This window comes from Rhizobium sp. KDH_Rht_773_N, from assembly GCF_052946295.1.
The window spans coordinates 1,717,412-1,737,493 of sequence record NZ_CM129525.1; the positions used below are offsets into that span (position 1 = coordinate 1,717,412).

Annotated in this window: 17 protein-coding genes; 7 read left to right on the plus strand and 10 right to left on the minus strand. The window is 62.0% G+C overall.

Annotation, left to right across the window (positions count from 1 at the left end; translation table 11 throughout):
- Positions 1-5: 5 nt before the first annotated feature.
- The 3 genes from ACU8HS_RS08760 to ACU8HS_RS08770 form a co-directional block, all read right to left on the minus strand.
- Entirely contained in the window at positions 6-1,544 is a 1,539-nt protein-coding gene (locus ACU8HS_RS08760) for a hypothetical protein (RefSeq protein ID WP_447015756.1), read from the minus strand.
- Positions 1,545-1,768: 224 nt separating this feature from the next.
- Positions 1,769-2,395: a ribonuclease D gene (locus tag ACU8HS_RS08765; protein ID WP_112564857.1), complete on the minus strand. Its 627-nt coding sequence runs from the start codon at positions 2,393-2,395 to the stop codon at positions 1,769-1,771.
- Positions 2,396-2,504: 109 nt separating this feature from the next.
- The gene (locus tag ACU8HS_RS08770) at positions 2,505-2,711 is read right to left on the minus strand and encodes a SlyX family protein (protein WP_112564855.1); all 207 of its coding nucleotides are present in this window, start codon (positions 2,709-2,711) and stop codon (positions 2,505-2,507) included.
- Positions 2,712-2,881: 170 nt separating this feature from the next.
- Between ACU8HS_RS08770 and uxaC the strand changes: the two genes are divergently transcribed.
- Together uxaC and ACU8HS_RS08780 are read left to right on the plus strand one after the other, a co-directional pair.
- Positions 2,882-4,297, plus strand: a complete 1,416-nt coding sequence (uxaC, locus tag ACU8HS_RS08775; protein WP_447015757.1) for a glucuronate isomerase — start codon at positions 2,882-2,884, stop codon at positions 4,295-4,297.
- The gene (locus tag ACU8HS_RS08780; RefSeq protein ID WP_447015758.1) at positions 4,294-5,751 is read left to right on the plus strand and encodes a mannitol dehydrogenase family protein; all 1,458 of its coding nucleotides are present in this window, start codon (positions 4,294-4,296) and stop codon (positions 5,749-5,751) included. The genes uxaC and ACU8HS_RS08780 overlap by 4 nt, the downstream gene beginning before the upstream one ends.
- Positions 5,752-5,839: 88 nt before the next feature.
- Here ACU8HS_RS08780 and ACU8HS_RS08785 read toward each other — a convergent pair whose 3' ends face one another.
- The 7 genes from ACU8HS_RS08785 to ACU8HS_RS08815 form a co-directional block, all read right to left on the minus strand.
- Positions 5,840-8,290, minus strand: coding sequence for a GcvT family protein (locus ACU8HS_RS08785; RefSeq protein WP_447015759.1), 2,451 nt, complete (start codon positions 8,288-8,290; stop codon positions 5,840-5,842).
- Positions 8,291-9,166 (minus strand): phosphotransferase, encoded by an 876-nt coding sequence (locus tag ACU8HS_RS08790; RefSeq protein WP_447015760.1) that lies wholly within the window; start codon positions 9,164-9,166, stop codon positions 8,291-8,293.
- A gap of 69 nt (positions 9,167-9,235) precedes the next feature.
- Positions 9,236-10,312 carry an ABC transporter ATP-binding protein gene (locus ACU8HS_RS08795; RefSeq protein ID WP_447015761.1) on the minus strand — a complete coding sequence of 359 codons (1,077 nt, stop codon included), beginning with the start codon at positions 10,310-10,312 and terminating at the stop codon, positions 9,236-9,238.
- A 16-nt stretch (positions 10,313-10,328) separates the two neighbouring features.
- Positions 10,329-11,402 (minus strand): Gfo/Idh/MocA family protein, encoded by a 1,074-nt coding sequence (locus ACU8HS_RS08800; protein ID WP_447015762.1) that lies wholly within the window; start codon positions 11,400-11,402, stop codon positions 10,329-10,331.
- 36 nt (positions 11,403-11,438) lie between these two features.
- Positions 11,439-12,317 carry a carbohydrate ABC transporter permease gene (locus ACU8HS_RS08805; RefSeq protein ID WP_018114858.1) on the minus strand — a complete coding sequence of 293 codons (879 nt, stop codon included), beginning with the start codon at positions 12,315-12,317 and terminating at the stop codon, positions 11,439-11,441.
- Between the two features lies 1 nt (position 12,318).
- A complete protein-coding gene (locus ACU8HS_RS08810) occupies positions 12,319-13,278 on the minus strand; it encodes a carbohydrate ABC transporter permease (protein WP_162703010.1) in 960 nt (319 codons plus the stop codon).
- Positions 13,279-13,284: 6 nt separating this feature from the next.
- Complete coding sequence (locus ACU8HS_RS08815; protein ID WP_112564841.1) at positions 13,285-14,571, minus strand: ABC transporter substrate-binding protein; 1,287 nt, start codon at positions 14,569-14,571, stop codon at positions 13,285-13,287.
- Between the two features lie 207 nt (positions 14,572-14,778).
- Between ACU8HS_RS08815 and ACU8HS_RS08820 the strand changes: the two genes are divergently transcribed.
- The 5 genes from ACU8HS_RS08820 to ACU8HS_RS08840 all read left to right on the plus strand — a co-directional run bounded on the left by ACU8HS_RS08820 (position 14,779) and on the right by ACU8HS_RS08840 (position 20,082).
- A complete protein-coding gene (locus ACU8HS_RS08820) occupies positions 14,779-15,453 on the plus strand; it encodes a TetR family transcriptional regulator (RefSeq protein WP_112564839.1) in 675 nt (224 codons plus the stop codon).
- Between the two features lie 133 nt (positions 15,454-15,586).
- Positions 15,587-16,735 (plus strand): Gfo/Idh/MocA family protein, encoded by a 1,149-nt coding sequence (locus ACU8HS_RS08825; protein ID WP_112564837.1) that lies wholly within the window; start codon positions 15,587-15,589, stop codon positions 16,733-16,735.
- 3 nt (positions 16,736-16,738) lie between these two features.
- Positions 16,739-17,902, plus strand: coding sequence for a dihydrodipicolinate synthase family protein (locus tag ACU8HS_RS08830; protein ID WP_447015763.1), 1,164 nt, complete (start codon positions 16,739-16,741; stop codon positions 17,900-17,902).
- Positions 17,903-17,931: 29 nt separating this feature from the next.
- Positions 17,932-18,762 (plus strand): sugar phosphate isomerase/epimerase family protein, encoded by an 831-nt coding sequence (locus ACU8HS_RS08835; protein ID WP_447015764.1) that lies wholly within the window; start codon positions 17,932-17,934, stop codon positions 18,760-18,762.
- Between the two features lie 45 nt (positions 18,763-18,807).
- A complete protein-coding gene (locus ACU8HS_RS08840) occupies positions 18,808-20,082 on the plus strand; it encodes a Gfo/Idh/MocA family protein (RefSeq protein WP_447015765.1) in 1,275 nt (424 codons plus the stop codon).

Consider the following 20,082-nt stretch of genomic DNA (forward strand, 5'->3'; position numbering starts at 1 on the left):
CCGGACTATTCCCAGCCGACCATGCGCTGATAGAGGGCATAGACCGGATCGGCGACGGTCGCCGGCGCGGTGGACGGATCGGGATCGAACATCTTCGGCTGGCGTCGCTCTTGGCGCGGAGCATCCTCCTCGCCGGTCTGCTGTTCGTCGCCGCCCTGGCCGGATTGCGCCTGCTGCTGCTGATCCTGATCCTGCGCGCCGCCGTTTTCGTGATGGCGATGCGGGGGCTCGTCGGCTTTCGTCGCCTTATATTCATCGCGGGCGAATTGATAAGGCGTCTGGGCGTAGGGGAGCCCGTCCGGCATGCGCATTGCGAGCGGGACATAGGATTGCGTCTCGACGACTGCGACGGCAACCGGTTGCGGCTGAGCGGCGATATCGCGCACGGGACGCTGCGTTTGGGCGACCGCTGCAATTTCGGCCTGGGACGGGCGCGAAGCCTGAGCGGCGCGGGCAGAGGCGGGCTCGACCACGTCTTCGGCAACAGTGCGGGCAAGGCTCTCTGTCGCCTCCGTGATGACAGCCTCGTCCAGCATCACATCGATTTCGACCGCAGCTTCGACAGGTGCATCCGTCAACAGGGCAGCGGCTTCCTGCTCGCGAATGATCGCTGCGATCATCTGCGAAACCTGTTCGGTCATGGAGCTGACGATCCCGGTCCAGCTGCGCGGGATGACCGGATCAGCCCGGACGGGGATCGGCCGCCGCTCGACGGCGGGCGCGGCCTGCTCCGGCTCGGGTACTTCCTGCTCTACCGATGCGGCCCGGGCGGCCTGGAAGCCCGCCGTCTCGCCCGGCTCAGCAGCCTCAAACGAAGCGTCCTGCACCGCTGCCGCAGGCTGAGAGCTGGTCTGCCTGTCCCCGACGGCGAGATCGCCTTTTGCGACGACAGGAGCTTCGGCCAGAACGATTTTTTCGGCGGCAGCGGGCGTCGCTGCACTTTCGGCCGGTCTTGCCGCGGGCTGACGTGCGGCGGGCGGGCTCTCTCCCTGAAGCTTGATTTCCGGCCGCTGCTCGGCGCGCGGCAGAGGCGCGGCATCGTTCTGGCGGTAGGAGCGGACAACGGCGCGGGCAGCGAGGTCTCTGTCCTTGTAGCTGACGATCTCGAGATAGGCGACGACACGGGCGGCTTCCGGTCCGGTCGGATCCTTAAGCGCCGCGGCGATCATTCTCAGCGGCAGGCTGTGCCCGTCATCGGAGAGCTGGCGCTCGACCGCATCGATCTCGGCGTCGGGCATGCGGCGGATGGCATCGGCGACACGGGCGGCGAATGCCTGATCGGATTCACCTTCGCCGCGCTGCAGGGCAATGGTGCGTCCTGTGGCGTTGATAATGTCGAGAAGCGCTTCGATCATGCGCTGGCGCGCAGCGATGAGCAGAATATTGAGCCTGCCGGCAATCGCAGCATTGAGGTCGGCCGCTTCGACCGCATTGACCGGGGTAGGGGCGACCACCGAACGGCCAAGACCACCGGCAACGATTGCCGCCGTCTGACCCTGGGAAGAAAGGCTTGCATTGGACGCTGAACGAATGGGAGACAACACAGGCATGCTCCTTTCGCAAAGTGGCTATGAAAGCAGGTCGTACAACGAGACCGTGCTCATCCGGCCCCTCGCATCCCGGCAGATCCTCCTGTCCGCATCGGCGCATTTCGCGCCGTCGAATGCATAAAAATTAAGGATAATGTTACTGAAAACCTCTTAACGAATAGCTAACGGCCGCAGATGCCCAATCTGCGGCCGCGCAGCATGTTCGACAGGAGCCGATTTCAGCTGTGTGCGAAAATATCCGCCTCTTCCCAGCCGAGAAGATCGAGCTTGGCGCGTGTCGGCAGGAATTCGAAACAGGCTGTTGCATGTTCCAGGCGGCCGTCGCGAATCAGGCGCTCGTTCAGCTTGTCGCGCAATGCATGCAGGTAGAGCACATCGGAGGCTGCGTATTCGAGCTGCGCCTGCGAGAGCGTCTCGGCAGCCCAATCGGAGGATTGCTGCGCCTTGGAGATGTCGACCTCGAGCATTTCCTTCAGATTGTCCTTCAGGCCGTGGCGATCCGTGTAGGTGCGCGTCAGGCGCGAGGCGATCTTCGTGCAGAAGACCGGCGTCGTGGTGACGCCGAACGTGTGGAAGAGAACAGCGATATCGAAGCGGCCGTAATGAAAGATCTTCTGGCGCGACGGATCGGCAAGCAGCGCCACCAGGTTCGGCGCTTCCTTCTGCCCGGCCGCAATGCGGATCACATCGGCCGAACCGTCACCCGGCGAAAGCTGCACGACGCAGAGACGGTCCCGGCGCGGCACGAGCCCCAGCGTTTCGGTATCGATTGCGATGGCGCCGGTATAGCGGGCGGCATCTGCCGCGGAAATATCGCCCTGATGATAACGGATGGTGGCGGCCATGGGATGTCTCTCGTTCAGCTCTGTCTTTCCGGGCTATAGCGCAAAGGGCGGAAGCGCGAAACCGCTTTCCGTCAGCCCGCCCGCCGCCAGCCGGCGCCGCGCGTCCGGTTCAGTAGTGCGGCGGCCTCGTGATCGGCGGCGCTTCCAGCGATTGTTCCTCCAGGCTCAGAAATCGCTCGGTCAATCGGTCAAGTTTGGCGCGTGTCTGCTCCACGACCTTCCATTGCTCGGCAAGCTGGTCGGAAAGCTCATCGATCGTCTTTGCCTGATGGGCCAGTATTTCTTCCAGCCTGGTGATACGGGCTGCGTCTGACATCGGTTTCTCCCCGTCAATCTGGTGGCATTTCCAAAGCCGAAATAGGTCGGGGCGTCAACGGTTTCGAGGGCCGGAAAAAAGGCAATCGAATGTGAACCGTTTGGTTACTAAAAGGCCTTGCCGCATCTCTTCTTGTGGGGTAGGCCCTTATCCACCAGGGAGGAAAACTGATGGATGTAGGTAACGGCTTTCTTCATCCGGACCGGCTCTTTCCCGCCGATCCGGCAACACGGACAATAGCACGCGATCTCTACGAGACGGTGCGCGGTCTTCCAATCGTCAGCCCGCACGGGCACACCGAGCCGTCCTGGTTCGCGGACGACAAGGCTTTCGAAGATGCCGCCTCGCTGCTTGTCATTCCCGACCACTATCTCTTCCGCATGCTGCACAGCACCGGCACCAGGCTTGACGAGCTCGGTGTGCCACGCCTCGACGGCAAGCCGGTTTCAAGCGGGCGGGATATCTGGCGCGCCTTCGCCGCCAAATACCATCTCTTCCGCGGGACACCCTCGAGCCTCTGGGTCGATCACGCCATGTCGGCCGTGCTCGGCTGCACCGAGCCGCTGACGGCGGACAATGCCGGTGCGCTCTATGACCACATCAACGCGCAGCTCAAGCTTCCCGAGTTTCGCCCGCGGGCGCTGCATAAGCGTTTCGGCATCGAAACAATTGCCACGACGGAAGGCGCACTTGATCCGCTTGCGCACCACCAGAAGATGGCCGCCGACGGCTGGATCGGCAAAGTGCGCACGACCTACCGGCCCGACAGCGTCACCGATCCCGATGCCGCCGGTTTCCGCGACAATCTCGTCAAGTTCGGCGAGATCACCGGCTGCGACATCACCAGATGGGACGGGCTGATCGACGCGCACCGCAAGCGGCGCGCCTATTTCCGTCAGTTCGGCGCGACGGCGACCGACCATGGCGTGCCGAGCGCCTTTACCGCCGATCTGCCGCTTGCCGAAAAGCAGGCGCTGCTCGACAAGGCGCTGAAGGGGCCGCTTTCGGCTGCAGATGCGGAGCTTTTCCGCGGCCAGATGATGACGGAAATGGCTGGCCTGTCCGCCGAGGACGGCATGGTGATGCAGATCCATGCCGGCGCGCGCCGCAACACGGACCGCGAACTATTCGAAACCCGCGGGCCGAACATGGGCGCCGACATTCCGACGCGCACCGACTGGGTCGGCGGTCTCCATGCGCTGCTTTCGAAATACGGTCATGCGCCTGGTCTGCGCATCCTGCTCTTCACGCTCGACGAGACGACTTACGCGCGCGAGCTGGCGCCGATGGCCGGCCATTGGGCCTGCCTGATGATCGGGCCGCCCTGGTGGTTCCACGACAGCCCGCTCGGCATTCGCCGCTATCTCGACCAGGTGGTGGAGACGGCCGGCTTTGCGAACCTCGCCGGTTTCAACGACGATACGCGCGCCCTGCTGTCGATTCCCGCCCGCCACGACGTCTGGCGCCGCGAGATCTGCCGCTTCCTGGCGCAGCTGGCGGCCGAGCACCGGATTTCCAGGAAGGAAGCCGAAGTCGTCGCGCGTGAACTCTCCTACGACAATGCGAAGAAGGCCTACAAGCTGTGAGCGACAGATTGCAGAACGTGACCGGCCTTGCGCCGACGGCGAAGCTTCCTGCCTATGACCGGACCGCACTGAAATCCGGCATCCTGCATCTCGGTCCGGGCGCCTTCTTCCGCGCCCATTTCGCGCCCTTCACGGATGGCGCGCTTGCTGCGGCCGGCGGCGACTGGGGCATCGAGGTGGCAAGCCTTCGCACCCCCGATGTCGCCGACAATCTCTCCGCCCAGAACGGGCTCTACACGGTGCTGATCCGCGATACGTCGGGCACGACGGCGCAGGTCATAGGCTCGATCCTGAAGGCGCATGTGGCGCCGCGCGATCCGGCCGGCCTGCTGGCGCGGCTCGAAGACCCCGGTATCCGCATCGTCAGCATGACGGTGACGGAAAAGGCCTATGGTTTCGATCCGGCGACAGGCGGCCTCGATCTCAAACACCCCGATATCGTCGCCGACCTTGCCAACCGGCACGCGCCGCGCGGTGTCATCGGCTATCTCGTCGAGGGCCTGGCGCGGCGCCGGCAGAAGGGCATACCACCCTTCACGCCGCTCAGCTGCGACAACCTGCCGAGCAATGGCGCGGTACTGAAGCGCCTGGTGCTGGAATTCACCGCCCGCATCGATCCCGACCTGCATCGCTGGATCGAAGCGAACGTGCCCTTCCCCTCCACGATGGTCGACCGCATCACGCCGGCCAGCACCGATGCGACCTACGCCGATGCCAGGCGGCTGACAGGCCACACGGACATGGCAGCAATCGAGACGGAGCCTTTCACCCAATGGGTGATCGAGGACCATTTCGCCAACGGCCGCCCGGCCTGGGAAAAGGTTCACGGTGCGCTGATGGTCGAAGAGGTTTCGGCCTATGAGAAAATGAAGCTGCGCATGCTCAACGGTGCGCATTCGCTGCTCGCCTATCTCGGTTATACAGCCGGCTATGAATTCATCCGCGACGTCATGGACGATGCCGGACTTGCGGCCCTTGCGCGCCGGCACATGAATGCGGCGGCAGCAACGCTGGATCCGGTCCCCGGAATCGATCTCGATACCTATGCCGACGAATTGATAGCGCGCTTTGCAAACAAGGCGATTGCGCACCGGACCTATCAGATCGCCATGGACGGCACACAGAAACTGCCGCAGCGCCTGCTCGAACCGGCAACGGAAGCACTTGCCAAGGGCAGCAAGGCGGAAACCTACGCGATCGCAGTGGCAGCATGGATGCGGTATGCGATAGGCGTCGATCGCAATGGCGAGCGTTACGAACTGCGCGACCCGAGGGCGGAAGAGATTGCGGCGCTGATTGCCGATGTGCCGCGCAATGGCGGGGCCGTTTCGGCGGCGCTCTTCAAGCTCCCGGGGCTGTTCCCACGGGCTCTCACCGCGAATATTGGCTGGACCGAGGATGTGGCCAACAAGCTGGAAATCCTGATCCAGGACGACAGGCTGCCGCTGTTTTGACGTTCCTCGATCGGCATTGCGCCCATAACGAGGCGCAGGCAGGCTCAACTCCGGAGCCTGCCTGCGTCATCGTTATGGACGGGAAGCTTCAGGCTTTCACACGCTTCATCTCCGGATCATAGAGCGGCTTGAGGCTGACCTTGCAGGGCACGCGCTCACGGGCGACATCCAGCTCGTAGGTGCCGGAAAGGACAAAATCCTCCGTCACGCCATTGGAGTTGCGGACATAACCGTAGCCGATCGGCTTGCCGATCGTGTAGCCAAAGCCACCGCTTGAGAGCCAGCCGACGCGCGCTCCGTCACGATAGATGGTTTCGCGGCCGAGCAGCACGATATCGGGATCATCCGGCACGAAGCAGGCAAGCATCTTCTTCACGCCGCCTTCGAGCTGGCGCTTGATCGCCTCGCGGCCCTTGAAGGGCGTGTTCCTTCGTGTCTTCACGGCCCAGCCGAGACCGGCTTCCACCGGCGTGTGGTCGGGGCCGATATCAGAACCCCAGGCACGGTAGCCTTTTTCCAGGCGGCAGCTTTCAATGGCGCGGTAGCCGGCGTTGACGAGACCGAACTGCCCATCCGCCGCCATCAGCGCGTCATAGACGGTCGTCGCATATTCGATCGGCACATGCAGCTCGTAGCCGAGCTCGCCGACATAGGTTATGCGCAGCGCCCGCACAGGGCAGCCGGCAATGCCGATCGTCTTGACGCGGCCGAAGGGGAAGGCGGCGTTGGAGACATCGCCGGTCGTGACTTTCTCCAGGATGGCGCGGGAATTCGGCCCCATCAGCGACAGGACCGTGTAGGCCGAGGTGACGTCGACCAGTTCGGCATGGAGGCCATCGGGGATATTGCGCGAGATCCAGTCGAAATCATGCGTGGCAAAGCCGGTGCCGGTGACGATGTAATATTCGTTCTCGGCGATACGAGCACAGGTGACATCACATTCGATGCCGCCCTTGTCGTTCAGCATCTGCGTGTAGATCAGCGATCCCACGGGCTTTGCAACGTCATTGGCGGCAATCCATGAGAGGGCGGCCTCGGCATCCCTGCCCTTCAGTGCGAACTTGGCAAAGGACGTCTGGTCAAAGATGACGGCTGCCTCGCGCACGGCCTTGTGCTCGCGGCCGACGGCAGTAAACCAGTTCTGGCGACCGTAAGTGTAGATGTCCCTCGGCTCTTCGTTGGCGAAGAGATCGGCAAACCAGTTCGGCCGCTCCCAGCCGAGCTTTTCACCGAAGCAGGCGCCCTGCGCCTTCAGCCGGTCATAAAGCGGCGACTTCCGGCAGGGCCGGCCGCTCGAATATTCCTCGAAGGGAAAGGCCAGCGTGTAGTGTTTGCCATAGGCCTCCAGCGTTCTCGTGCGGACCCAGTCCGTATCGAAATGCGGGCGGCCGAAGCGGCGGATATCAACCGGCCAGAGATCGTAGGGTGGTTCGCCCTTCGTTACCCATTCGGCAAGCGCCATGCCCGCCCCACCGGCAGAGGCAATGCCGAAAGCATTGAAGCCGGCGCCGACGAAGAAATTCTTCAGCTCCGGCGCCTCGCCAAGGATGAAGTTGCCGTCGGGGGTAAAACTTTCCGGGCCGTTCAGAAGCTGCTTGATGCCGGCATTCTGAAGCGCCGGGACGCGGCCGAGCGCCTGTTCCATGATCTGTTCGAAATGGTCGAAATTGCTGTCGAGCAGCGTGTAGTGGAAACCTTCGGGTATGCCGTCCAGAGCCCAGGCGATCGGATCCGGCTCATAGCCGCCCATGACCATGCCGCCGACCTCCTCCTTGTAGTAGGTCAGGCGATCGGGATCGCGCAGCGTGGGCAGATTGGAAGGCACGCCAAAGGATTCGGTGATGATATACTGGTGTTCGACCGAAACGAGCGGCACGTTGACGCCGAAGCGGGCTGCGAAGCTGCGGGTCCACTGGCCGGCGCAGACCACCACGCGCTCGCATTCGATGCGGCCTTGTGCGGTGAGGACGGCGCGGATCCTGCCTCTGTCGAGTTCGAGATCGAGAACTTCCGTATCCTCGAAGATCGAGACACCGGCCATGCGGGCGCCTTTTGCCAATGCCTGGGTGATATCGGAGGGATTGGCCTGCCCATCCGTCGGCAGGTAGGCAGCCCCGACGAGATCGTCCGTCGTCATCAGCGGCCAGAGATCGAAGGCTTCCTGCGGATTCAGGAGATGCATTTCGAGGCCGAAGGACTGGGCCGTCGTCGCCTGACGCTTGACTTCGGTCCAGCGCTCTTCATTGCAGGCAAGCCGCAAGCCGCCATTCATCTTCCAGCCGGTACCGAGGCCGGTCTCGGCCTCGAGCTTCTTGTAGAGATCGACGGAATATCCCAGAAGCTGGGTGATGTTGGCGCTGGTGCGCAACTGGCCGACAAGGCCGGCGGCGTGGAACGTGGTGCCCGATGTCAGCTTCTTGCGCTCCAAGAGCACGGTATCGGTCCAGCCGATCTTGGCCAGATGATAGGCGGTCGAGCAGCCAATGATGCCGCCGCCGATGACCACGGCCTTCGCCGTCTTCGGTAGTTGCTTCGTCATTCAATGATCCTGTTCAAATGCCCGGTAGGCGCGCTCGAAGCGGGTGAGGTTTTCAGCGGTATAGGTGGCGTAGTCGAAATCGATGGTCGAATGGATCTCGGAGATCATGCTCCACAGCGTCTCGCGCAGCAGCGAGGCGCATTTCATGGCCTGGTAACGGCGGTTGAGATCATCCGTCAGCGGTCGCTCGAAATAGGTTTCCAGCATGAGGCGTTCGGCTTCCGCCGAAAACTCACTGTTGGAGGCAAGACCGCCGAGATCGAAAAGCGGCGTATTGAAACCGGCATAGTCCCAATCGATCAGCCAGAGCCGCCTGCCGTCATCGAGGAAATTGGCGGCGAGCAGGTCATTGTGACCGAAGGCGATCTCGAAGGGACCGGCGTCTCTTTCGAGACGCTCGGCCTTGTCCAGCAGATCGTCCAGCAGCGATGCGTAGGGGCTGTTTGCGGCCTTGAGGTTCGCCACATAATCGCGGATCACATGAAAGACCCAGAAGATGATTGCCTGACCGCGGAACTGGCGCGCCATGTCGTGATGGCAGGTGCGGATCAACGGGATCAGACGGACAAGCGTTTCCGGCCTTCTGACATCGTCGGGCGACAGTGGCGTGGCATCGATATAGTCGAGCACCAGCACACCCGGCACGTGATGGATAACGGCGGGCGAGATGCCTGCCGCGTGCGCGGCGCGGCTCGCCGCAAGCTCGTTCTGCCTGTTGATATGATGGATCGGAATATCGTCGCCGAGACGCACGACCCGCTTCAGTGCGCCATCCTTCACCAGGTAATTTCTGTTGGTGAGGCCGCCGGCAATCGGGGCTATGTCGATCGGGCCTTGCCAGATGCCTAGCGCATGAATCCTCTCTTCAGGCGTCACGCGTATCCCCCTCGTAGCCCAGGACAAATGATGGGCTCGAGAGGGATCGACTGTCAAGTTGCGGTCAATTCAGATCGTCTTTCCGCTCTCATCGAAGACGTGGCAGCGCGCCGGATCGAAGGAGGCCTTAACATTGGTGCCGCGCTCGACCTTCTGCTGGCCATCGAGGGCGATGGTCAGCGCCTGATTGTCCGGCGTCGTCGCGTAAAGCATCGTGGCGCCGCCGAGATTTTCGACGAGATCGACATTGACGGTCGAAAGAACCATGCCGCCTTCCGTCAGCGCCAGATGTTCGGGGCGGATGCCGAAGGTGACGTTCTGTCCGGCCTGACCGGCAAGCCGGCGACCGATCTGAATGGAATTGCCGCAGACATTGACGGTCGAGCCGCTGTCGGTAACGGTCTCGATCCTGGCGCTCAGGAAATTCATCTTCGGGCTGCCAATGAAACCGGCGACGAAACGGTTGGCGGGATTGTTATAGAGATCGAGCGGGGCGCCGACCTGTTCGATACGGCCGGAATTCAGCACGACGATCTTGTCGGCCATGGTCATGGCTTCCACCTGATCGTGGGTGACGTAGATCATCGTGTTGCCGAGGCTGCGGTGCAGGCGGGAAATCTCGACACGCATCTGCACGCGCAGTTCCGCATCGAGGTTGGACAGCGGTTCGTCGAAGAGGAAGATGCGCGGTTCGCGCACGATGGCGCGACCGATCGCGACGCGTTGACGCTGGCCGCCCGACAGTGCCTTCGGCTTGCGTTCGAGCAGCTTCTCGATCTGCAGGATCTGTGCGGCGCGGCGCACCTTGGGCTCGATCTCGGCCTTCTTGTAGCCTGCGGTCTCGAGGCCGAAGGCGAGGTTCTTGTAAACAGACATATGCGGATAAAGCGCGTAGGACTGGAAGACCATGGCGATACCGCGCTTGGCGGGCGTCACTTCGTTCATGCGCTCGTTGTCGAGCAGCAGCGCTCCGCCGGAGATCTCCTCGAGGCCGGCGATCATGCGCAGCAGCGTGGACTTGCCGCAACCCGAAGGGCCGACGAAGACGGCGAATTCACCGGGATCGATCGTCAGGTCGATGCCGTGGATGACGTCGAGCGAGCCATAGCGCTTCTCGACCTTCTGAAGAACGACACTCGTTGCCATGTTCCGAAATCCCCTCTTATTTGGTTCTTGCACGCCAGTCGGCGTATTTCGGGCTGTCAGGACCGATCGGCAGGGCGACATCGGCACCGCTATCGGAAGATTGATAGATGGCCGTGACCAGTTCCAGTGCGCGCCGTGCATCGGCGCTCGTCACCGGAAGCGGGCCTTTGCCCATCAGGTAGTCGTGGAAGCGCAGCATCTGCGTGTTGAAACGCAGCGGCACGGGCTGCCAGTCGGCGATCACGGCGTCGATCTTCGCCTGTACTTCGGCGTCGGCGGCGATGATCTGCCAGGGGTCCTGGCCGGGCGCATAGGCCTCATGGTTGCTTTCAAAGGTGATGTTTTCGAAGTGAAGCCTGAGCCGGCTGATCTCGTTCTGCGAACCGAGCGTGCAGGAAAGCGAAACGAAAGCGCCGTTCTGCATCTGCAGGCTGACGGAGGCGCAGTCTTCGACCTCGATCTCGTTGACGCGCGTTGCCACGCGGCCGAAGACGCGGATCGCCGGACCGGCGAGATAAAAGAGCATGTCATGCAGGTGCAGCGCGTGGGTGACGAGCACACCGCCGAGCTCCGTCGCCCATTTGCCGCGCCAGGGCACGGCATAATATTCCGGCTTGCGGCGCCAGAAGGTTTCGACCGAGCCCATGTAGAACTTGCCGGCAAGACCGGCGTCGATGATGCGCTTGGCCTTTTCCACGCCATCGCCATAGCGATACTGGAAGATCGGCATCAGCGTGCCTTTGGCCGTCTTTTCGGCAGCGATGATCTCGTCGGCGCCGGCAAGCGAGCCGGTCAGCGGCTTCTCGCAGACCACGTGCTTGCCGGCGGCAAGGGCTGCGATGACCTGTTGCTTGTGGATGCCGGGCGGCGTGCAGATATCGATGATGTCGATACTGCCATCCGCCAGCAGCTCATCGAAGGAGGTCGTGCGCCGTTCGATGCCGAATTCGTCTCCGACCGTCTTCAGGCGCTCTTCGTTCAGGTCGCAGATGGCGACGACCTTGAACTTGTCCGGATGCGGCAGATAACCTTCGACGATGTGGGAGCGGCCGATACCGCAGCCGATGATCGCGACTGTCTTGATGCTCATGTCATTTAATCCTGTCTGGCTTTCCTACCCGATCCATCAGCGCTTCATGCCGGTCGTGGCGATGCCTTCGATCAGCAGGCGCTGGAAGAACAGGAAGAAGAAGAACACGGGCACGAGCGTCAGCGTCGACATGGCAAACAGTCCGCCCCAGTCCGAAGCGCTGGTGGAATCCACGAAAGTGCGCAGGCCGAGCTGGATCGTGTAGGTGTTCATGTCGTTGAGGTAGATCAGCGGACCGAAGAAATCGTCCCAGGTCCAGATGAAGGAGAAGATCGCGGCTGTGGCCAGCACCGGCAGCGACAGCGGCAGCATGATCTTCCAGTAGATGCGCCAGGCGCTGCAGCCGTCCATCATCGCCGCCTCGTCGAGTTCGCGCGGGATGCCGCGGAAGAACTGCACCATCAGGAAGATGAAAAAGGCGTCGCTTGCCAGGAATTTCGGCACGACCAGCGGCAGGATGGTATTGACCCAGCCAAGGTCGAGGAAGAGCACATATTGCGGGATCAGCGTCACGTGATAGGGGATCATCAGCGTGCCGAGCATGATCGCGAACCAGAAGTTCCGGCCGGCAAAACGCAGCCGCGCGAAGGCGAAGGCCGTCAGCGAACAGGCGATGACATTGCCGGCGACGACCAGAAGCGAGATGACGAGCGAATTCCAGAAGAACCGGCCGAAGGAAATGTCGAGGCCGGTCCAGCCGCGCACATAGGACGAGAAATCGACCGAGGACGGAATGAGCGAGGTCGACGAGAAGATCTCGTTTTCCGGCCTGACCGATGCGGACACCATCCACAGCAGCGGATAGAGCATCAGAAGCGAGGCGGCGATCAGCAGCGCGTGAATGACGAGCGTCGCCGGCAGGCTGCGTTTGGTAATGTCCGATGGCGGCCTGGCCGCGGTGACGGAAGCGGTCATCTCAGTCATCGTAATGTACCCAGTAGCGCGAGGTCAGGAAGGAGAAGGCCGTGAAGATCGCGATGATCACCACGAGGATCCAGGCGAGCGCCGAAGCGTAGCCCATGCGGAAATTGCCGAAAGCTTCCTGGTAGAGATACAGCGTGTAGAACAGCGTCGAATTGATCGGACCGCCGGTACCGCCTGAAATGATGAAGGCCGGCGTGAAGGCCTTGAAGGCATCGATCGTCTGCACGACCGCGTTGAAGAAGATCACCGGTGTCAGAAGCGGCAGGGTAATCTTGTAGAACTGGCGGAATTTCGAGGCGCCGTCGAGGCTTGCCGCCTCATACATATCCTGCGGGATCTGCCGCAATCCGGCCAGGAAGATGATCATCGGCGAACCGAACTGCCAGACCGACAGTGCGACCAGCGTATAGATCGAGTAGCTCGGATGCGAGATCCAGCTGGGACCGACGATGCCGAAATGCGCGAGCGCAGCATTGACTAGGCCGTCGCTGGCGAAAAGCTGGCGCCACAGCACGGCGATCGCGACGCTGCCGCCGAGAAGCGACGGAAGGTAGAAGATCGCGCGGTAGATCGGCAGGCCGCGCAGACCCCGGTTCAGGGCAAGCGCGACGAGCAGCGCAAAAGTCAGCTTGAAGGGCACCGACAGGACGACATAGGTCAGCGTGACGGACATGGCCGAGGCGAATTTCGGATCGGCCGTGGCGATGCGCACGTAATTGGCTGCCCCAACCCATCCCGGCGCCCGCAACATGTCGAAGTCGGTGAAGGAGAGGTAGAGCGAAATCAGGGCCGGGCCGAGCGTCAGGCCGAAGAAGCCTATCAGCCAGGGAAGCAGAAAGAGATAGCCGGGAGCATTGGCATTCCACAGCCGCCGGAAGCGTCCGTCAGCCCTTGCTCCCTGATATCTTTCCACCGTTACCGTCCCTGCGGACGTGCGCATCGCATTTGTCATGTAAGATCAACCCCGCGCGAGAATTCGCGTGATTTCATCCACGAGCTGCTTGCCGGCATCGGCAGGCGTAAGCTGGCCGAACGCGACCTGTTCGGAGATCGTGCGCAGCACGACCTGGCCTTCGCCGGCGCCGGTCGGCGGCGGGGGCGGAAGCGGGCCTGCGAGATCGCCAAGACCGCCGACATATTCGAGCGGGATCTTGCCGGTCTCATCGAGCGTGCCGGCGACAACCTCACGCATCGCCTTCGATTCCGGAATGCCGCGCTCGACATCGAGGATCTTGGCGGCATCGGGGTTCTTGACGAAGAAGTTGACGTAGTCGACAGCCTGATCGATCGCCTTCGACTGCGCGGAAACCGAGAAGAACATCGAAGGCTTGCGATAGTGACCGCCCTTCGAATCCGGCTTGATGCGCATGTAGTTGCTGAGCATCAGCTTGTCCTTGACCATCGCCTGATAACCAACGAACTGGTTGGAATGGGCGTAGTCGCAGGCAGCCTTGCCGACGGTCAGCGGGCTGGTGTCGATCGTGTCCTTGTAGAGCGCCTGAATATCGGGCGTTACGCAGGCACCGGCCTCACGGAACTTGGCCCACATGTCGAACCATTCGGACGCATCCTCGGCACCGAAAGCAATCTTCGAATCTGCCGTGTAGAGCGCCTTGCCACGCTGGCGCAGGTAGTTTTCGAAGAGCGGCTCGCCGCCGCTGCCGTCGGCAAAGCCGAAATAGCCCTTGCGCTTGCCGGCCTTGGTGATTTCGGCGCCGATCTTGCCGAACTCTTCCCAGGTGGTCTTGTTGGTCGGCACGTCGATGCCGGCCTCCTTGAAGGCGACGGTGTTGATGACCGTTGCCGCCGAGTTTGCGCCGAGGCTGACGCCGTAGAAATGGCCGTCCACCTTGCCGCCTTCGATCTGCGCCGGGTCGAAATCGTCGAGCTGCAGCTTCGAGGGCATGTAGGATTCCAGCGGGGCGAGAGCGCCGCGCCGGGCATATTCGACGATGTAGCGATAGTCCATCTGGATGACGTCGGGGGCGTTGCGGCCGGCCACCTGGGTGGCAAGGCGCGGCCAGTAATCGGCCCATCCGAGGAATTCGCCGGTGATCGAAACGCCGCTGTGCTGCGCCTTGAAAAGGTCGGAGACCTTGTTGGTGCGGTCAGCGCGCGGCTGAGAGCCCCACCAGATGAGGCGCAGGCGGTTTTCCTGGGCAAAAGCGCTGTTTCCGAGCGCCGACAGCGAAAGGAGCGTAGCACCCCCCGCCATGAAATTACGTCTGCTTACACGAAAAGTCATATTGGTTTTCCTCCTCCCAAAAGGAAGCGCCTCCACACGCTTCCGAATTAGCTATCTTGCAACAAATAACTAATTGGTTACAAGTTATGTTCAAAGCCTCCGGACTGTCAAGCGGTGTTGGTGGCGCGGTTGCGTCGGCCAATTTGAGTTTTTACATTGTCCCGCTTTAGCCATATGAGCGCAACATGGGGAAATAGGGGATATCAGATGAACGACACCGGGGAGAGCGCAAAAAAGAAAATCAAGCGCCCGCCCGCCGAGCGAACCGCCCAACGCGATCCGGAGCGCACCCGCGCGGCCATCCTGGAAGCCGCCACCCAGGAATTTGCGGAGAACGGCATGGGTGGGGCGCGTGTCGATGCCATCGCCGAGCGCGCCGGCACCAACAAGCGGATGCTCTACCACTATTTCGGCGACAAGGAGCAGCTCTATCTGCGGGTGCTGGAGGAGGCCTATGTCAGCATCCGCACGGCGGAACGCGCGCTGAATATCGGCACGCGCAGCCCCGAGGAGGGCATCGGCGAGCTTGCCCTCTTCACCTGGCGCTACTTCCTGCAGCATCCTGAATTCCTGAGCCTGCTCGGGACGGAGAACCTGCATCGCGCCCGCTGGCTGCGCCAGTCCGTGCGGCTCAAGGAGCTGCACTCGCATCTGATCGGCGAACTCTCGCAGGTGCTGGAGGAAGGCAAGAAAGCCGGTGTCTTCATCGAGACCGCCGATCCGCTGCACGTCTATCTGACCATCGCCTCGCTCGGCTATTTCTATTTGTCCAACCAGTACACGCTTTCGACGATCTTCGGCCGCGACCTGATCACGCCCGGCAATCTGGATGCGTGGGAGCGGCATATCGTCCACGTCACGCTCGCCTCGATAAAGCGCTGATTTTCAAAAAACGGAATTGTCTATTGACAGCAATATTCCTCTTCTGCCATCAAGTAACTGTTTAGTTACCGGCTCGGGAGGGCCGGGCCTGGCTGCCCGCTCCCGCCGCATAAAAGCTTCCAGGGAGGGAAAAATGGCACGTCTGGGGATCATTTTGCATGGCGTCACCGGCCGCATGGGCTACAATCAGCACCTCGTCCGGTCGATCCTCGCCTTTCGCGACCAGGGCGGCATCACGCTGAAATCAGGCGAGAAACTCGAAATCGATCCCATCATCGTCGGCCGCAACGGCGCCAAGATGGAAGAGCTTGCCCGCAAGCATAATATCAAGCGCTGGTCGACCGATCTCGACGCAGCGCTCGCCAATCCCGACGACACGATCTTCTTCGATGCCGGCACGACGCTGATGCGCGCCGAACTGCTCTCCAAGGCGCTGGACGCCGGCAAGCATGTCTATTGCGAAAAGCCGATTTCCGACGACCTGCAGGTGGCGATCGAGCTTGCCCGCAAGGCGCGCGCCTCCGGCCTCAAGCACGGCGTGGTGCAGGACAAGCTCTTCCTGCCCGGCCTGCGCAAGCTGGCGCTGCTGCGCGATTCCGGTTTCTTCGGCAAGATCCTCTCTGTGCGCGGCGAATTCGGCTACTGGGTCTTCGAAGGCGATTGGGGCGTTCCGGCCCAGCGCCCCTCCTGGAACTACAGAAAGGCCGATGGCGGCGGCATCATCCTCGATATGCTGTGCCACTGGCGCTATGTGCTCGACAATCTCTTCGGCGAGGTGAAGGCCGTTTCGTGCCTTGGTGCGACCCATATTCCGAGCCGTATCGACGAACAGGGCAAACCCTACAACTGCGATACCGACGACGCTGCCTACGCGACCTTCGAACTGGAGGGCGGGGCGATCGCGCAGATCAACTCCTCCTGGGCCGTTCGCGTGCGCCGCGACGATCTTGTGACCTTCCAGGTGGACGGCACGCACGGCTCTGCCGTTGCGGGCCTGACGAAATGCTGGAGCCAGCATCGCGTCAACACGCCGAAGCCGGTCTGGAACCCGGACCAGCCGCAGACCATCGACTTCTACAAGACCTGGGACGAGGTGCCGGATACGCAGGTTTTCGACAACGGCTTCAAGGCGCAGTGGGAAATGTTCATCCGCCATGTCGTCGAAGACGCTCCGTGGCCCTACGGGCTGGAAGCCGGAGCCAAGGGCGTGCAGCTTGCCGAACTCGGCCTGAAATCCTGGGCCGAGCGCCGCTGGCTCGATGTCCCCGCCCTGGAGTTCTGAGCCGTGACGACGATCAATCTTCCTCTCGACGGCAAAATCGTTCCCTATGCGCTGACCGGCACGCCGATCGAGCTCAAGAAGCGGGAGGCCAAGAGCTTCCCGCGCATCGCCTTTGCTGCCGCCCATGTGGTGGCCGATCCGCTTGCCGACAACGATCCGTGGCTGACGCCGGCGATCGACTGGGAGCGGACGCTTGCCTTCCGCCATCGCCTGTGGGATCTCGGCCTCGGCGTTGCCGAGGCGATGGATACGGCCCAGCGCGGCATGGGTCTCGGCTGGCCGGAAGCACGCGAGCTGATCCGTCGTGCGCTTGCCGAAGCCGGCTCCCGCAAGGACGCGCTGATTGCCTGCGGCGCCGGCACCGACCACCTGGCGCCCGGACCCGACGTGACAATCGACACGATCATTCGTGCCTATGAGGAGCAGATCGAGACGGTGGAAGCCGCGGGCGGCCGCATCATCTTGATGGCAAGCCGGGCGCTCGCTGCCGCGGCCAAGGGACCGGACGACTATATCAGGGTCTATGACCGGATCCTTCGCCAGGTCAGGGAACCCGTCATCATCCATTGGCTCGGCGAAATGTTCGACCCGGCCCTTCAGGGATATTGGGGCAACGGCGACCACCTGAAAGCAATGGAAACCTGCCTTCAGGTCATCGAATCCAATGCCGCGAAGGTCGACGGCATCAAGATCTCGCTTCTTTCCAAGGAGAAGGAAGTGACCATGCGCCGGCAGCTGCCGAAGAGCGTGCGCATGTATACGGGCGACGACTTCAACTATGCCGAACTGATCGCCGGCGACGAACAGGGCCATTCGGACGCGCTGCTCGGCATCTTCGACGCGATCGCGCCGGCCGCCTCCGCGGCGCTCGATGCGCTCGGCCGCAAGAGCAATCGCGAATTCTTCGACCTGCTCGAACCGACCGTTCCCCTGTCGCGCCACATTTTCAAGGCGCCGACCCGCTTCTACAAGACCGGCGTCGTTTTCCTCGCCTATCTCAACGGCCTGCAGGATCATTTCGCGATGATCGGCGGCCAGCAAAGCACGCGGTCTCTCACGCATCTGGCGGAACTTTTCCGCCTGGCCGACAAGGCCCGCGTCCTTGCCGATCCGGAAATGGCAACTGCCCGCATGAAGCAGGTGCTTGCCGTCCACGGCGTTCACTGAGCGCCGGTCGGCAATGGGAGGGGAATGACATGCAGGTCGAAGGACTTTCGATCAACCTCGCGACGATCCGCGAACAATGCGGCTTTGCGGAAGCCGTCGATATCTGCCTGAAACACGGCATCACCTCGATTGCGCCCTGGCGCGATCAGGTGGCCAAGGCCGGCCTCGACGAGGCGGTACGTATCGTCAAGTCGAACGGCATCAAGCTCACAGGCCTTTGCCGCGGCGGTTTCTTTCCGGCCGCAAACGCGGCGGACTGGCAGAAGAACCTCGACGACAACAGACGCGCCATCGACGAAGCGGCGGCATTTTCAGCCGATTGCCTCGTTCTCGTCGTCGGCGGGCTTCCGGGCAGTTCGAAAGATATCGTCGCAGCGCGCCAGATGGTATTCGACGGTATCGCCGCCGTGCTGCCGCATGCGCAGGCTGCGGGCGTGAAACTCGCGATCGAGCCGTTGCATCCGATGTATGCCGCCGACCGCGCCTGCGTGAACACGCTCGGCCAGGCGCTCGACATGTGCGAGCAATTGAGCGAAGACGTCGGCGTTGCCGTGGACGTCTATCACGTCTGGTGGGATCCCGATCTTGCCAACCAGATTGCCCGGGCCGGGCGGATGAAACGCATCTTTGCCCACCATATCTGCGACTGGCTGGTCCCGACCAAGGACATGCTGCTCGACCGCGGCATGATGGGCGATGGCGTTATCGATCTCAAAGGCATAAGACGGATGGTGGAAGCCGCCGGCTTCTTCGGCGCCCAGGAGGTTGAGATCTTCTCCGCCGAAAACTGGTGGAAGCGTCCTGCCGACGAGGTGATCGCCACCTGCGTCGAGCGCTTCAGGAGCTGCTGCCAAGCCTAGTTTAAAATCCAATCGTTTCATCACGTATGAAGGAGGAATCATTCGATGGAGAAACGCCGTTTTGCCCTGATCGGCACCGGTAACCGCGGCACTACGATGTGGGGCAAGGATCTCTTGGCCGGCTGGCGCGAGCATGTCGACCTGACCGCGATCGTCGAGAAGAATTCGCTGCGCGGCGAACGCGCCCGCACCATGATCGGCAGCAACGCGCCGCTCTACGAAAACATCGATTCGATGCTTTCAGAGCAGAAGCCGGACCTGGTGATCGTCTGCACGCCCGACCATACGCATGACGATATCGTGGTGCGCGCGCTGGAAGCTGGCATCGACGTCATCACCGAAAAACCGATGACGACCTCGGTCGAGAAGATTCGCCGGATTCTGGACGCGGAAAAGCGCACCGGCCGCCGGGTCGACGTTTCCTTCAACTATCGTTACGCACCGACGGCGGCCAAGATCAAGGAACTACTGAATTCCGGTGAGATCGGCCGCGTCACGTCGGTCGATTTTCACTGGTATCTCAACACCAAGCACGGCGCGGACTATTTCCGCCGCTGGCATGCCTATACGGAAAATTCCGGCAGCCTGTTCGTTCATAAGGCAACCCACCATTTCGACCTTCTGAACTGGTATCTCGACAGCGATCCCGACGCCGTGACCTCTTTTGCCGATCTGCAGAACTACGGCCGCAAGGGGCCGTTCCGCGGCCCGCGCTGCAAGCTCTGTCCGCATACGCAGGAGTGCGATTATTACCTCGATCTCGAGAAGGATCCTTTCCTCGACACGCTCTATGAGGATCCGTCGAAGATCGACGGCTATTTCCGCGACGGCTGCGTTTTCCGCGAAGATATCGACATCCCCGATACGATGGTCGTTTCCATCCGCTACCGGAACAATGTGCACGTTTCCTATTCGCTGAACACGTTCCAGCCGATCGAGGGACATCACCTCGCCTTCAACGGCACCAAGGGCCGCATCGAAATCCGCCAATATGAGGCGCAGCCCTGGGAGGAGCCGAGGGAAGATACGATCCTGCTGATCCGCAGTTTCCCGCATGGCAAGGAGGCGGTCAAGCGGATCAAGGTGCCGCACTCCTCCGGCGGCCACTATGGCGGCGACGACAGGATGCGCAACATGATCTTCAAGCCCGACATGCAGGACAGGCTCGCACAGCGCGCCGGCACCCGGGCCGGCGCCATGTCCGTGCTCTGCGGAATCGCGGCACTGACGAGTTCGCGCACCGGCAAGGTCGTCAGCATATCCGACCTCATGCCGGAACTTGCCAATGACGGTTCGCCGAATTCCCTGAAGGCGTCGTAA